Origin of the sequence: Algibacter sp. L3A6 (assembly GCF_009796825.1) — a bacterium.
GTDB lineage: Bacteria > Bacteroidota > Bacteroidia > Flavobacteriales > Flavobacteriaceae > Algibacter.
The window spans coordinates 1593056-1608539 of the sequence record NZ_CP047030.1 but is presented as its reverse complement, the minus strand read 5'-3'; the positions used below and the strand labels follow the sequence as shown (position 1 = coordinate 1608539).

The 15484-nt window shown below is 33.3% G+C and carries 14 protein-coding genes and 1 tRNA gene; 12 read left to right on the top strand and 3 right to left on the bottom strand.

Translation table 11 applies throughout. The features are described from left to right. Nucleotides 1-29 precede the first annotated feature (29 nt). The 3 genes from GQR98_RS06770 to GQR98_RS06760 form a co-directional block, all read right to left on the bottom strand. Nucleotides 30-2798, bottom strand: coding sequence for a hypothetical protein (locus tag GQR98_RS06770; RefSeq protein WP_159018848.1), 2769 nt, complete (start codon nt 2796-2798; stop codon nt 30-32). 481 nt (nt 2799-3279) lie between these two features. Beyond that, nucleotides 3280-3353, bottom strand: a tRNA-Ala gene (locus GQR98_RS06765). A 6-nt stretch (nt 3354-3359) separates the two neighbouring features. Next, a complete protein-coding gene (locus GQR98_RS06760; RefSeq protein WP_159018847.1) occupies nt 3360-4154 on the bottom strand; it encodes a universal stress protein in 795 nt (264 codons plus the stop codon). A 122-nt stretch (nt 4155-4276) separates the two neighbouring features. On the opposite strand from GQR98_RS06760, the gene GQR98_RS06755 reads away from it, so the two are divergent. The 12 genes from GQR98_RS06755 (at nt 4277) to atpG (ending at nt 15303) form a co-directional block, all read left to right on the top strand. Beyond that, on the top strand, nt 4277-5611 hold the full coding sequence (locus GQR98_RS06755) for an MATE family efflux transporter (protein WP_159018846.1): 1335 nt from the start codon (nt 4277-4279) through the stop codon (nt 5609-5611). Between the two features lie 130 nt (nt 5612-5741). Further along, on the top strand, nt 5742-6197 hold the full coding sequence (locus tag GQR98_RS06750; RefSeq protein WP_159018845.1) for a 6-pyruvoyl trahydropterin synthase family protein: 456 nt from the start codon (nt 5742-5744) through the stop codon (nt 6195-6197). 273 nt (nt 6198-6470) lie between these two features. After that, nucleotides 6471-9050, top strand: a complete 2580-nt coding sequence (locus tag GQR98_RS06745; protein WP_159018844.1) for a tetratricopeptide repeat protein — start codon at nt 6471-6473, stop codon at nt 9048-9050. Nucleotides 9051-9091: 41 nt separating this feature from the next. Then, complete coding sequence (locus GQR98_RS06740) at nt 9092-9466, top strand: bactofilin family protein (RefSeq protein WP_410488896.1); 375 nt, start codon at nt 9092-9094, stop codon at nt 9464-9466. Next, complete coding sequence (locus tag GQR98_RS06735) at nt 9438-9689, top strand: AtpZ/AtpI family protein (RefSeq protein ID WP_159018842.1); 252 nt, start codon at nt 9438-9440, stop codon at nt 9687-9689. The genes GQR98_RS06740 and GQR98_RS06735 overlap by 29 nt, the downstream gene beginning before the upstream one ends. After that, nucleotides 9689-10060, top strand: a complete 372-nt coding sequence (locus tag GQR98_RS06730) for a DUF6168 family protein (RefSeq protein WP_199270274.1) — start codon at nt 9689-9691, stop codon at nt 10058-10060. The genes GQR98_RS06735 and GQR98_RS06730 overlap by 1 nt, the downstream gene beginning before the upstream one ends. Nucleotides 10061-10195: 135 nt before the next feature. Continuing rightward, nucleotides 10196-11311 carry a F0F1 ATP synthase subunit A gene (gene atpB / locus GQR98_RS06725; protein ID WP_159021106.1) on the top strand — a complete coding sequence of 372 codons (1116 nt, stop codon included), beginning with the start codon at nt 10196-10198 and terminating at the stop codon, nt 11309-11311. Between the two features lie 82 nt (nt 11312-11393). Then, the gene (atpE, locus tag GQR98_RS06720; RefSeq protein ID WP_004569351.1) at nt 11394-11582 is read left to right on the top strand and encodes an ATP synthase F0 subunit C; all 189 of its coding nucleotides are present in this window, start codon (nt 11394-11396) and stop codon (nt 11580-11582) included. 105 nt (nt 11583-11687) lie between these two features. Beyond that, entirely contained in the window at nt 11688-12188 is a 501-nt protein-coding gene (locus GQR98_RS06715) for a F0F1 ATP synthase subunit B (RefSeq protein ID WP_042500727.1), read from the top strand. A gap of 6 nt (nt 12189-12194) precedes the next feature. Further along, entirely contained in the window at nt 12195-12731 is a 537-nt protein-coding gene (atpH, locus tag GQR98_RS06710) for an ATP synthase F1 subunit delta (RefSeq protein ID WP_159018841.1), read from the top strand. 27 nt (nt 12732-12758) lie between these two features. Next, nucleotides 12759-14339: a F0F1 ATP synthase subunit alpha gene (atpA, locus tag GQR98_RS06705; protein WP_159018840.1), complete on the top strand. Its 1581-nt coding sequence runs from the start codon at nt 12759-12761 to the stop codon at nt 14337-14339. 103 nt (nt 14340-14442) lie between these two features. Continuing rightward, entirely contained in the window at nt 14443-15303 is an 861-nt protein-coding gene (atpG, locus tag GQR98_RS06700) for an ATP synthase F1 subunit gamma (RefSeq protein WP_159018839.1), read from the top strand. Nucleotides 15304-15484 lie beyond the last annotated feature (181 nt).

The window sequence follows — 15484 nt, the reverse complement described above, 5'->3', positions numbered from 1 at the left end:
TCGTGGTGAAATTTACAATTGTCGTGTTACTAGAACTTTAACATATAGTTAACTAGACTGTCATCGTGCTCTAAACCTAATTTTTTACGTAAACGGTAACGTTTGGTCTCGACACTTTTAGTTGAAATATTTAAAAGTGGAGCCATTTCTTTTGAAGATAAATTAAGCCTTAAATATGCACAAAAACGTAAATCGTTTGGTGTTAAATCTGGATGCTCCTTTTTAATTTTACCAAAAAAATCTTTGTCTGCATTGTTAAAGGCTTTCTCAAAAAACGACCAATCTTTATTGTCGTTTAAATTATTATCAATAAGCTTTATTGCTTCAATATTATCGTTGTCTTTGCTATTTTTAATTTCTTTTTTAATCTTGTTTAAAACCTTATTCTTTTTAATAATACTCATGGTAGAAATAGCTAACTCTCTATTTTTACTCTCAATATGACTATTCAGTTTTTCATTTTTTATTTTCATGACTAACTGCTGGCTCTTCAATTGTTCTTTCTCGAATTTTTTAATATAATAACGTTTATAAGCCTTGTGCGTAATAAACACAATTACAGAAAACAACAGAATATAAGCCGCAATAGCTGTATTTGTAAAATACCACGGCCTACAAACTTCAAAAGTATAAGCTGCTATATTTTGAGATAACATGTTACCTATTTTCGCTTTAACTTTAAAGGTATAAGTACCAAAAGATAAATTCTCGAATGTAACTGCCGATGCTTCTTTCCATTTACTCCATTTATCAGTATCACTTTCCAGAATGTATTGATACTTTACACCCACGTAACGCTCGTATTCCGGAACGGCATAATTAAACTCTAACAAGCCGTATTTAAATTTAAAAACACCCTTTGAACTAATATCCTGAGGAACGACGGTGTCATCATTCGCATACCATGCGACTTTGTTTAAATAAATTAAATGCTTATCTTTTTTATGGGTCTCATTAAGGTCTAATGTAATATATCCGTTTGATGTTCCCAATACACAAGTAGATGGCGTAATAGATGAAATGTTTTCGAACCCCAAAATACCTTTTCGAAATTTTAACGGAATAGGAATATTGGTTATTACCGATGTGTTTGTAACGTTATCATTTTCAATGAAACTTATATTATTTTTAGAAAACGTCCATAACCTTCCTGTTTTATCAACGACAAGCCGTCCTGAAACATAATCGTTTTTATCAATAATAGTACTCAATAAACTATCACGCTTAAAGGCTCTATTTACTTCAGAATACTTATAAACACCATATTCAGATGCATATAGCACATTATCCTTATACTTTATTAAACTAGAGCTTTCACCTAAAGGCAAGCTTGCTTCAATATCTAGCTTTTCTACCTTAGTTAAACTATCGTTGAGCTTCAACTTAAAAACCCCTTTATATTCGTGATTAACCCAAACTTGGTTTTGATGGTTTATTTCAAAATACCTCGAGGAGTTTTCAAAGCCTTCAACTTTATTTCTAACCCGCCATTTATTATCCAACTTTTCTAATACTAAAAGTCCGCTATAATTCCCTTGAAGCAGATAATTCTTATGTTGAGGTATGGTTTTGAAACCCCATGCACCAAGTGTGTCACTAATTTTTTTCGATTTATCACTATCAATGATAAAGGTGCCAAAATGATGACCGCAAAATAAATACTCATCATTTAAATTAAACAACTCCCAAACCTGACCAGCAGTACCTTCAATAAACTTAAAAGCATTATTAACTTCGTGAAGCTCTCTATAAAACAACCCTTGGTTTGTACCGATGTATAAATTATTTTTAAAAACTTGTGTAGTATAAACGGTTCCCAAAACACCTTCGTAATCGATAAAGCTTTTAATTGGAGATTTTACATTAATGCAATTAACCCCATTATCCAACGCCGCCCAAACATTTTTAGCACGATCCTCAAACAACGATAAAACCGTATTATTTGTTAGCCCTTTTTTCTGATTAATTTGATACTTAAGATCTCCTTTAGAACTTAAATGAATAACTCCATCGGAAATTGTGCCAATAATAAAACTACCATCTTTTAATTGAATAGTACTAAATATATCGATGTCGCTTAATAAAGCTGCGGCTGAAATATCCCAGACCGTTAATTTATTATCGGACAATTTAAAAAAACCTGAACTCCGTGTTAATAGCACTAAATTTTGATTGCTTTCAAAAATATTAATAACACGATCTGTTTTTAAAACCTCGTCTGCAGCTATTAGCTTGGGTTTTCCATTTTCTACAACGTAAATTCCTTGGTTGGCTACATGATAATATATTCTGTTTTTAACTTTGAATATTTTATAGATATTCTGTGTTGCAGAAACAATTTTGAATGTTTCAGTTTTAGGATTATAAAAGTAAATTCTTTTACTTGTTTGAAAAACAACCCACTCATTATACTCCAAAATATTCCAAACTTGATTGTCGTTTAAAACTCCAACCTCTAACTTAGGCTTTAGTGAAGTATAAATTAAAGTACCTACGTTATTTTTTTCCCAATACCCTAAATCGGCATAACAGCCCGTATAAATTCTATCTCCAATAGCGTTAACGGCTCTGATAATAGTTTTATTTGGGGCACTATACGTTTTCCATTCTGAGCCATTATACTCCAGCAAACCTTTATTATTTGCTACATATATAAATTGATTTTCAGCCTGAGAAATCATCCAGTTTTGATTATCACCACTGTAATCCTCTGTAGTAAATCGTTCAATTGGCGGCAACTCTTGTCCAAACCCTAAAAAGCAAAACAAAAGCAACAAAAAGCACTGGGGGATTTTCATACCGAAAACAAGTTATTCTTAAAAGATTTAAAGCAAATATAACCTACTTTTAATAACTTAATATTAACTTTTACTGGAACAAATTTAGAGCGATAAAATTATAGGTAATACCATATTTCCCAATTGTACTAGAACCACAAAAAAAAAGAGCACCAATATTAGCTGTATAAAACATAAACGAAAAAAAACTTTTTTTAACCATATAGCATTACTCAATAAGAAAGACAAAGTAAATGAGGTAAACCGTAATTCATTATTAAATTATATTTATACATTTAAAGCTTAATTAATAACAGCTATTAATGTCGGTATTTCAAACAGAGAAAAAAAATGATGTAATCCCTCAATTTAAATCATTTCAAAATAAAAAATAACATCAAACAGAATTAATTTAATTCTATTTACCGTACAGTAATCGTACATATTTAAAACACAAAAACCCATAAAACACTTAAAAAAAGCACTTTACAGGTTTTATCTGTGGAGAAGATCGGGCTCGAACCGACGACCTCTTGACTGCCAGTCAAGCACTCTAGCCAACTGAGCTACATCCCCAAAATATTATTTTAATCCGCGTAATACTAAAACAGGTAAGTTACTATGGAAATCTTTTTTAAGAATGGTGTTTTTCTCCCATTTTTTAGCAAAGAAACCACGCTTACGGCGCACAACACAAAGCATATCTGGGTTGTGTGAACGGTAATGTTCTAATACCCCTTGAAATGTTGTAGCATTTCCACTTTTGGTCACACTACTAGATAAATCTTCTAGAACTTCGTTAACATCAAAATCACCCTCGTTATAATGTGGTGTTTTTACTAATAGCAAATGTACATCTGCATTAAACGTATCTTTTATAGATTTTAATGGGTTTAAAGCCCTTTTCTTTTTAATAATAGCCGATTTCATGGCTAGTAAAATATTAGTAACAGGCTTAAAAACATAACCTTCCGGAACAATAAGTGCCGGTATATTGGTTTGTTTTATAATTTTACCTGATGTTTTTCCTAAATAAACTTCATCTTTAATAGAGTTAGTTCTAGGTTCAACTAAAATTAAATCTACCTCGGCCGTTTTACAGGCTAACTCTAAAGTATTAATTAATTTTCCTTTTAAAACCTTTACAATAACTTCAACATTTTTAGTATCAATTTGCGACACCAAGTTATCTAAAAACGCTTTACTTTCACGTTGTATAACATCGTCTACCCTAATCATAGTTCCGGCTTTGGTATACACATTATAAACTTGTACTACAAAAAGTTTGGCGCCTACGGCTTCAGCAAAATCTACAGCGTACTGTAAATGGCTTTGTGCGTTTTTAGACGATCCAACAGGAACTAAAATATTCTTCATAATAAACTGATATTATATATTAAATTTGCTGCTTTAAAGAAACAAAAGTAAACATTAAAAATGATTCGTGTGAGTGCAAAAACAAAATTGCATGGTAAATATACGAAAACCAACATACCTCTGTGAATACAAACATTAGTTTTAAGCACATCAACAAGTTAGCTGTACCAGCATTAATTGCAGGTATAGCCGAACCTATTTTATCTATTACCGACACGGCTATTATTGGCAACATTGATAGTAACGCCACAGAGTCTTTGGCTGCCGTTGGTATTGTTGGCACATTTATTTCAATGCTTATTTGGGTTTTAGGACAAACTAGAAGTGCTATATCTTCCATAGTATCGCAACATTTAGGCGCAAATAAATTAGATAAAATTAAAAATTTACCAGCACAAGCCATTTTTATAATCACCTTACTAAGTGTACTTATTATATTTGGCACCTACCCATTTGCTCGATCTATTTTTAAACTATACAATGCCACAAACATTATTTTAGATTATAGCGTAGATTATTATAGAATTCGAGTTTTCGGTTTTCCCTTTACACTATTCACAATGGCCGTTTTTGGTGTTTTTCGAGGATTACAAAACACATTTTACCCCATGATTATTGCTACTATTGGCGCGTTTCTAAATATTGCACTCGATTACGCTTTTGTTTTTGGCATAGAAAATTACATACCAGCCATGGATATAAAAGGAGCTGCTTATGGTAGTTTAATCGCCCAAATTACTATGGCCATTTTAGCAACTATTTACCTCGTAAAAAAAACCGATATTCCGTTAATACCCAAGTTTCCTTTAAATAAAGAAATCGATAAATTGGTTATCATGATCCTTAACCTATTTGTGCGCACCTTGGCGTTAAATGTCACCTTGTATTTCGCAACACGTTTTGCCACAGGTTACGGACCAGCACACATAGCAGCCTATACTATTTGTATCAATTTATGGTTTTTTGCCGCCTTTTTTGTCGATGGTTATGCCAGTGCAGGCAATATCCTATCGGGTAAATTATATGGAGAAACGGCTTATGCAACACTATTAAAACTAAGCAACAAACTTATTCGTTACGGTATAATTGTAGGTATTATGCTAGCCGTATTTGGAGCACTTTTTTACTATCCGTTAGGGCGTCTATTTTCTAAAGACCCTGAGGTTTTATCTTTATTTTACAATAGCTTTTGGCTTGTATTAATTATGCAACCCTTTTGCGCTTTAGCTTTTATTTTCGATGGTATGTTTAAAGGTTTAGGTAAAATGAAATTTTTAAGAAACGTACTTTTATGCGCCACAACATTTGTTTTTCTTCCCGTTTTATTTTGGTTAGATGCCCTAGACTATCAACTTCATGCTATTTTTATTGCGTTAACTTTTTGGATTATAGCTCGAGGGATTCCTTTAATTATAAAATTTCGGAAAATATTTATTCCGCTGTCACAAAAATCTTAACTTTGGTCAAAATTTAAAACGAAGCAAACACCATGGATATTCTCTCATTTATAAGCGGAAACGGATTATTTCTGCTATTAGCCATAGTATTAATCGTTGTTTACGTAGTAAACCGTAGAAAAAGAAGATAATGGGCAATAACATTCGTATTACAAAAAAATTCGCTTTCGAAACTGGTCATGCTTTATATGGTTACGATGGAAAATGCAAAAACGTACACGGCCATAGCTACAAACTATCTGTAACCGTAATTGGACAACCTATTTCAGATAACACCAACGTAAAATACGGTATGGTTATCGATTTTGGCGATCTTAAAAAAATTGTAAAAGAAGAAATTGTAGACGTCTTCGATCACGCTACCGTTTTTAATAAAAATACACCACACGTAGAGTTAGCAAAAGAGCTTCAAGCTCGCGATCATAACGTTTTATTGGTAGATTACCAACCAACAAGTGAAATGATGGTTATCGATTTCGCACAAAAAATAAAACAACGCCTACCAAAACACATCAATTTACATTCATTAAAATTACAAGAAACCGATAGCTCTTTTGCGCAATGGTTTGCTTCCGATAATATCTAGGGCGTTACCCAAAAGGGTCGGGCTTTCACTACTCGCTCCTCCTAAGGTCGGGAGCTCAAACACGCCGTTCAATCCCTAACGCGAGTATTTGCTGTACATGCAACTCAAGTTAATCGGGTGTTTTTAGAAATTTAATTTAAACTCATTTTTTTTATAAAACCAAATTCATTTTAATAGATAAAAGGTTTAAATCCAAAAAGATGCTTATTTTTACCTCGCTATATAATAATAGCCTGAGTTTCTTGTTATTATTTTAGACTAAAAACACCAGCATTGAAAACATCTTTTAAAACTATATTATCACTATTAATAGCAACTATTCTCGTAGTAAGCTGCTCGCGAAAAAAAGATAAATTTATTAATCGAAATTTTCACGCAGTTACCGCAGAATTCAACTCGCTTTACAATGGTTATAATGCTTTAGAAGAAGGACGAATAAGTTTAAACGATGCTTATTTTGATAATTACTGGGATGTTTTACCCATAGAGCGCATGCAAATTTCGGAAGAAGTGATGCTACCTGGGCAATCTAAAAACGAAAATTTTTCGCGTGCCGAAGAAAAAGCTGTTAAAGCCATACAAAAGCATAGCATGAATATTAAGGGAAAAGAAATTAACCCACAAATGGACGAAGCGTACTTACTACTTGGTAAAGCACGTTATTTCGATCAACGTTTTGTACCAGCCATAGAAGCTTTTAACTACATACTTTACAAATACCCAGCCAGCGACAAAATAAACCAAGCCAAAGTATGGCGCGAAAAAACCAACATGCGTTTAGACAATAACGAGTTGGCTATAAAAAACTTAAAACGCCTTTTAAAACAAGAGCAACTTGAAGGTCAAGATTTAGCCGATGCTACATCTATGTTAGCCCAAGCTTATTTAAACACAAAATCTATAGACAGTGCAATTACCCAATTAGAAATTGCATCGACATCAACAAAAAATAATGACGAGCGTGGCCGTTACCGCTTTATTCAAGGGCAACTCTATAATAAATTAGGTAAAAAAGATAGTGCAAACTTGGCCTTTGATAAGGTGATTGACCTAAATCGCAGAACGCCAAGAATCTACATGATTACCGCTTATCTTGAAAAATTTAAAAATTTCGATTTTGAAAATGGTAACAAATTAGAAGCTCAAGAATTGCTTACTAAACTCGAAGAAAATCGTGAGAATCGTCCGTTTTTAGATAAAATCTATCATCAAATTGGCGAATTTCATTTAAATAATAGTTCCGATTCTTCCGCAATGGCTTACTACAATAAGTCGTTACGCACCAATTCACCAGACAGATTATTAAAGGCAAAAAACTACGAAACCATAGGCGATATGTTTTTCGATAACTCGGAATACGCTACAGCCGGTGCTTATTTCGATAGCACCATGAGTAGTTTACCCTTAAACTCTAAACCGTTTAGAGTTATAAAACGTAAGCGTGACAACCTAGAAGATGTTATTTATTATGAAGCTATCGCGAAAACAAACGATAGTATTTTAAATTTAGTACACTTACCAGAAGCAGAAAGATTATCCCTATTTGAAAGCTATGTAAGCGATTTAAAAGAACAAGCCGAAGAAGAAAAAGAACAAGCCGAAGCTACCGAACGTAATGCAAGCACGGGTTTAGTTACCGCTAACAATATACCTGGCACAACCAATGCTGTTGGATCTAGAGGTGGTTTACCTGGGCAAGCTGCTTTATTTTATTTTTACAACCCTACCACGGTAGCTTATGGTAAAAATGAATTTGTAAAAGTTTGGGGCAACCGCGCTTTAGAAGATAATTGGAGATGGTCTAGCAAAGGCAGCATAGCAACAAGTACAAATACTACAGGATCCACTAACGACCTGTCTGCATTAGCATCAGATGAAGAAAAATTTGATCCGCAATTTTACATTTCTAAAATTCCTTCGGAAGAAAAAGAAATAGACAGTATTTCAAAAGAAAGAAACTACGCTTATTATCAACTCGGATTAATTTACAAAGAGAAGTTTAAAGAATATCAATTATCAAAAAGTAAGTTTCAAAATTTATTAGAAAGCAACCCAGAAGAGCGATTAATTCTTCCTTCTAAATATAATTTATATAAAATATATGAGCTTTTAGGGGAAAACGGAGAAGCTTCGATTGCAAAATCTGAAATTATTAAAAACTATCCAGAATCGCGTTATGCTAATATTTTAGAGCATCCAGAGTTGGTTTCAGACAAAGACGAAAATAGCCCAGAGAGTTTATACGAAGCGCTATACAACTTACACGAACAACAAAAATATGCCGAGGTTATTTCTAAAAGTGAAGATTATATTAAACGTTTTGATGGCGAACCTATTATTCCGAAGTTAGAACTTTTAAAAGCTACCGCAAACGGTCGTTTAAATGGCTTTGAGGCCTTTAAGGAAGGTGTTAATAATTTATCGGTTACCTATGCCAATACTAACGAAGGTAAACAAGCTCAAAAGATAATTAACGACGTGCTTCCAAAAATAGCAAGTACCGATTTTGTTGAAGCTATAGATAGTGTCACTACGCATTACAAAGTTGTTTTTCAGTTTAAAGATGCGGAACAAAACAATATTCCTGCTTTTCAAAAAGAGCTAGACAGTGTTTTAAAAGAGGTTAAATATTACCGATTGTCATCTTCGGTAGACTTGTATAACCCACAAAAAACATTTGTTTTAGTCCATGGAATAAAGAATGAAGCCGTTGCTAAAACATTCAAACAATTGTTAACCGATAAAAATAAAAAGAGGATTGTTAAACCATTCTTCGTAATTTCATCGGCGAATTATCAAACCGTTCAAATTCATAAAAATTTAGAGGCCTACTTAAACCCAAATAACCAATAACCAAACTCATTATGTTTTCAGATAATAAAAAAAATAAGAACATGGCAGAAGCAACGTCCAACCAGAATATAGTAGCAAAAGGAACCATTATTGTTGGTGATTTAAAAAGCGAAGGCGATTTTAGAATAGATGGCACCGTAGAAGGTAATATTTCAACTCCAGGCAAAGTAGTTGTTGGAAAATCGGGGTCTATAAAAGGGTCTTTACAAGGTACAGATGCTCATTTTGAAGGCGCTTTTTTAGGCACACTTACTTTAACAGGTACCCTAACATTAAAATCTACCGCAAATATTGAAGGTGATGTTGTTGTTGGAAAACTAGCAGTAGAACCTGGGGCAACCTTTAATGTATCATGTGCTATGCAAGGGCATAAAAAACAAGTGAAAGATGGCGGACAACCAAAAGCCATCGGATAAACGGCTTAATCCGTTTATTAGGTTTTCATCTATTGCTCTCCAAATGGGTTTAACCATCTATTTAGGCAGCAAATTGGGTGAATGGCTAGATGTAAAATTCAATAACACGAACCAACTCTATTACAAAATAGTGACCTTAATTGCTGTTTTTATTGCCATGTATGCGGTTATAAAACAAGTACTCAACTTAACAAACAGCGACCAAACCAAAAACAAACCTTAATGATTAAGCGTATTTTAATTGTAACGGCTATTCTTTTAGTATTATTCCTAATAGCCTTCAATCTTCAAAATTACTTAACCACCGAAACACTTTCGTTCTCGTTGCTTTCTGTATATCTATTCCATTTAATAGCCGCTGTTATAGTTTACACAACTGTAGAGTTTGTTGCAGAAAAATTACCTAATCAAGCAGGTTACGCCTACTTAACTTTAATGTTTTTTAAAATTGGCGCCTTTGTTTTAATTTTTCAATCATCGATTTTTGCTAATGATAATTTGACGCAAATGGAACGCATTGGATTAGTGATTCCATTATTCCTGTTTTTAATTACAGAAGCTATAGCCGTTTCAAAGCTCTTAAACAGTAAGTAATTACTAACTTTTTAAGAATTCTTTAAGAATTTTCTATTCTTGAAAAATCTAATAAAAAAAAGGCTTTACTTTTTTAAATTATTACTTACATTTGCACAAAATTTACAGAGCATAAATTTATTAGTTAGAAAAAGTATGGTGGTGGCAAAAAAATCTATCAATTTTATAGCAGTTTTAGTTTTAGCGTTGTTTTCTATATCTTCTTATGGAGATGATGCACAGCATAAACCTGGAAACAAAGTAGATACAGCAGAAGAAATTAATGAATATATTGCACATCACTTAAAGGATTCGCACGATTTTCATTTCTACACGCACAACGAATCTGGAACACATTACAGTTTTCCTTTACCCGTAATTGTTTGGACCAGTAATGGTTTAAAAACATTTATGTCATCTGAGTTTCATCATGATGATGCTGGAAAGGTAATCGTTGATAAAGACGATACTAAACTTGTAAAACTACACAGCAAAATATACGAATTAGAAAGCGGAGCTTCTACAATTAACTTTGATGAAGATCACCACGCTACTAACGCGCAAAAAGTTTTAGACTTCTCGATAACAAAATCTGTTTTCGGAATGTTATTAACTGGTATCCTTATGTTATTAGGTTTTGGCGCATTAGCTAGAGGTTATAAAAAAGGAAAAACGATTCCAAAAGGATTTTCTAGAGTATTAGAACCGTTAGTAATCTACGTTCGTGATGAAATAGCAAAACCAAATATTGGAGAGAAAAAGTACCGTAAATTTATGGGCTTCTTGCTAACTGTATTCTTCTTTATCTGGATATTAAATTTATTAGGTTTAACTCCACTTGGTTTTAACGTAACAGGGCAAATAGCTGTAACAGCTTGTTTAGCATTATTTACAGTTGTTATCTATATGTTTAGTGGTACTAAAGATTTTTGGGCACACACATTATGGATGCCAGGAGTTCCTTATATATTACGCCCTATATTAGCAGTTATTGAGCTAGTTGGTTTTGTAATTATTAAGCCATTTTCATTATTAATACGTTTATTCGCAAACATTACTGCGGGTCACTTTGTTGTAATGAGCTTAATTGCATTAACAATAACATTAAAAGCATCTTTCGGACCTGTGGTTTCTACAGGAATGTCGTTAGCATTATCGTTATTTATAATGGTAATTGAGATATTAGTAGCGTTTTTACAAGCGTTTATTTTCACGATGTTATCATCGTTATTTATTGGTATGGCTGTCGAAGAACACGACGATCACCACTAATAAGTAAAATGAAATGATTTCAATGAAAGTTGAAATCCAAAACAGAATTTGTTTAATTAATATTTATAAAAATCAAATTAGTATGTACAATTTAATTGGAGCAGGATTAATCGTTATCGGTGGTGGTATCGGATTAGGTCAAATTGGTGGTAAAGCAATGGAAGGTATTGCTCGTCAACCTGAAGCAGCTGGAAAAATCCAAACTGCAATGATCATCATTGGAGCCTTATTAGAAGGTTTAGCATTCGGTGCATTAATCTTAGGGAAATAAGAATTTCCTAAAAAACAAAAAAGAACAGATTCCTGTAACGGTTGGTTACAGGACCTGTTTTTTAAAATTAAACAAAAACAAATAACAACTAATTTATAGTTTTACATGGATCAGTTATTACATGATTTTTCGCCAGGCTTATTTTTTATGCAAGCCATTATCTTATTAATATTAATAGTATTAATGAGAAAATTTGCTTGGAAACCAATTTTAGACTCTTTACAGTCTAGAGAAGATGGTATCCAAAACGCATTAGATTCTGCCGAAAAAGCAAAATTAGAAATGCAAAACCTTCAAGCCGATAACCAAAAGTTATTGCAAGAAGCTAGAGCAGAACGCGAAGAGATGCTTAAAGAAGCACGCGAGATGAAAAATAAAATGATTGAGGACGCTAAGTCTGAAGCAGAAGGTCAAGCTAACAAAATGATAGCTCAAGCACAAGCTGCTATCGAAGGTGAAAAGAAAGCCGCTTTAGCCGAACTTAAAAATCACGTTGCTGGTATTTCTTTAGAAATTGCCGAAAAAGTAATGCGTACTGAATTATCTAACAAAGACAAGCAATTACAATTGGTTGAAACTATGTTAGCTGAAAAATCATTAAACTAAATTATAATGGCGGGAGCAAGAGCAGCAATACGTTACGCTAAAGCATTATTAAGTTTAGCATCAGATCAAAACACAACAGAAGTTGTTGGTAATGATATGAAGCTAATCGCTAATACTTTGGCAACAAGTAAAGATTTAAGCGAAGCACTTCAAAGCCCTGTAATTCCTTCTTCAATTAAAAAATCGACTTTATTAGATGTTTTTAAAAACGCTGATAAATCAACAAATAACTTAATTGATACTTTAGTAACTAACAACCGAATTAATATTTTAGGCGATATCGCAGTAAAATATGGTGAGTTATTAGATAAATCTAAAGGTGTTGAAGTTGCTACCGTTACTACAGCAGTAGCGTTAACAGACGATTTAAAGAAGCGTGTTTTAGAAAAAGCTAAAACCCTTACAGGAAAAGATGTTGAAGTAGAAAACATTATAGATGAAGACATTTTAGGTGGTTTCATTTTACGTATTGGAGATTTGCAATACAACGCAAGTGTTGCCAATCAGCTTAACAAATTAAAAAGAGAATTTACATTAAACTAAGGTCTTTAGATCTAAATAAACAATAAGATGGCAGAAGTAAAACCAGCTGAAATATCAGCAATCTTAAAACAACAACTTTCGGGTTTTGAGGCAAGCGCTTCATTAGACGAAGTAGGAACTGTATTAACAGTAGGTGACGGTATTGTTCGTGCTTACGGATTAGCTAATGCACAATATGGTGAATTAGTAGAATTCGAAGGCGGATTAGAAGGTATCGTACTTAACCTTGAAGAGGATAATGTAGGTATTGTACTTTTAGGAACTTCAGTAGGAGTTAGAGAAGGTTCTACAGTAAAACGTACTAACCGTATTGCTTCTGTGAAAGTAGGAGAAGGTATTGTTGGTCGTGTTGTAGATACTTTAGGTAACCCAATTGATGGTAAAGGACCTATTGCTGGAACAACTTATGAGATGCCTTTAGAGCGTAAAGCTCCTGGTGTTATCTATAGAGAGCCAGTAACAGAACCATTACAAACAGGTATTAAAGCAATTGATGCTATGATCCCAGTTGGTAGAGGTCAACGTGAGTTGGTAATTGGTGACAGACAAACAGGTAAAACTGCAGTTTGTATCGATGCTATCTTAAATCAAAAAGAATTTTACGATGCAGGCGAGCCTGTATATTGTATATATGTTGCTGTAGGCCAAAAGGCTTCAACAGTAGCACTTATTGCTAAAACTTTAGAAGAAAAAGGCGCTTTAGCTTACACAACAATAGTAGCTGCAAATGCATCAGATCCTGCTGCAATGCAAGTTTACGCACCATTTACTGGAGCATCTATTGGAGAGTATTTTAGAGATACTGGTAGACCAGCTTTAATTGTTTTTGATGATTTATCAAAACAAGCCGTTGCTTACCGTGAGGTATCTTTATTATTAAGACGTCCACCAGGACGTGAGGCATACCCTGGAGATGTATTTTATTTACACTCTCGTTTATTAGAGCGTTCTGCAAAAGTTATTAATAACGATGCCATTGCTAGAGAAATGAATGACTTACCAGAGTCGTTAAAACCAATCGTAAAAGGTGGTGGATCTTTAACTGCATTGCCAATTATTGAAACTCAAGCGGGTGATGTTTCTGCTTATATCCCAACAAACGTAATTTCTATTACTGATGGGCAAATTTTCTTAGATGGAGATTTATTTAACTCTGGTGTTCGTCCAGCAATTAACGTAGGTATTTCTGTATCTCGTGTTGGTGGTAATGCACAGATTAAATCTATGAAAAAAGTATCTGGTACTTTAAAATTAGATCAAGCACAATACCGTGAGCTAGAAGCTTTCGCTAAGTTTGGTTCAGATTTAGATGCTGTTACTTTAAACGTAATTAATAAAGGTAAACGTAACGTAGAGATCTTAAAGCAAGGTCAAAACGATCCTTTTAAAGTAGAAGATCAAGTAGCAATTATCTACGCTGGTTCTAAAAACTTATTAAAAGACGTTCCTGTTGAAAAAGTAAAAGAATTTGAAAGAGATTTCATTGAATTCTTAAACGCTAAGCATAGTGATGTATTAGCTACTTTAAAAGCGGGTAAATTAACTGATGCCGTTACAGACACATTAATTTCTGTTTGTAAAGAACTTTCAGCTAAATACAAAGCATAAAACAGTTTGAAGTTATGAGTTTTTAGAAGCTCATAACTTCAAATTTAAATTATAAAATTAATGTCACTCTGAGGGCAATCGCAGAGTCTTTATAAAATAAAGAATGGCTAATCTTAAAGAAATACGTAACAGAATATCATCGGTATCTTCAACGATGCAAATTACCAGTGCCATGAAAATGGTATCGGCTGCAAAGTTAAAAAAGGCACAAGATGCTATTACAGCTATGCGTCCTTATTCAGATAAGTTAACCGAACTTTTACAAAGTTTGAGTGCCACTTTAGATGCTGATTCTGGAAGCGCATACGCCACACAACGTGAGGTAAAAAAAGTATTAATTGTAACTATAACTTCTAATAGAGGTTTAGCAGGTGCTTTTAACTCTAACATTATTAAAGAAGTTACAAAAATGACTTCTGAAACTTATGCAAACCAAGAAGTATCTTATCTTGCTATAGGTAAAAAGGGAAATGATGCCTTTAAGAAAACTAATAATGTTATAGATAACAAAAGTGATATTTACGATGATTTAACGTTTGATAACGTTGCTGAAATTGCTGAAATGTTAATGGATAAATTTATTACTGGTGAATTCGATAAAATCGATATCATTTATAATAAATTTAAAAATGCGGCAACTCAAATTGTAACTACCGAGCAATTTTTACCAATTGTACCTGTAGCAGGCGAAGCAGCTAACACTTCAGATTATGTTTTCGAACCATCGAAATTAGAAATCGTAGAGCAGTTAATTCCTAAGTCTTTAAAAACACAATTATACAAAGGTATTCGCGATTCTTTTGCGAGTGAACATGGCGCTCGTATGACGGCTATGCACAAAGCAACAGATAACGCAACCGAATTAAGAGATCAGCTTAAATTAACGTACAACAAAGCACGTCAAGCATCTATTACAAACGAAATCTTAGAAATTGTTGGTGGTGCAGAAGCATTGAATAACTAGACTGAAGCTTTAGCGAAGTAAAATCTCAATAGCGACAGTATTGAACAATTAGATAACGTATTTAATAAAATTCAAAATCCCCTTCAGGTTATAAACTTGAAGGGGATTTTTTTAGTTCTAATTCTTAAACTTAAAAAAGGCGTCGCCACATTTCATGATTTTAATAATACAACATAACCTA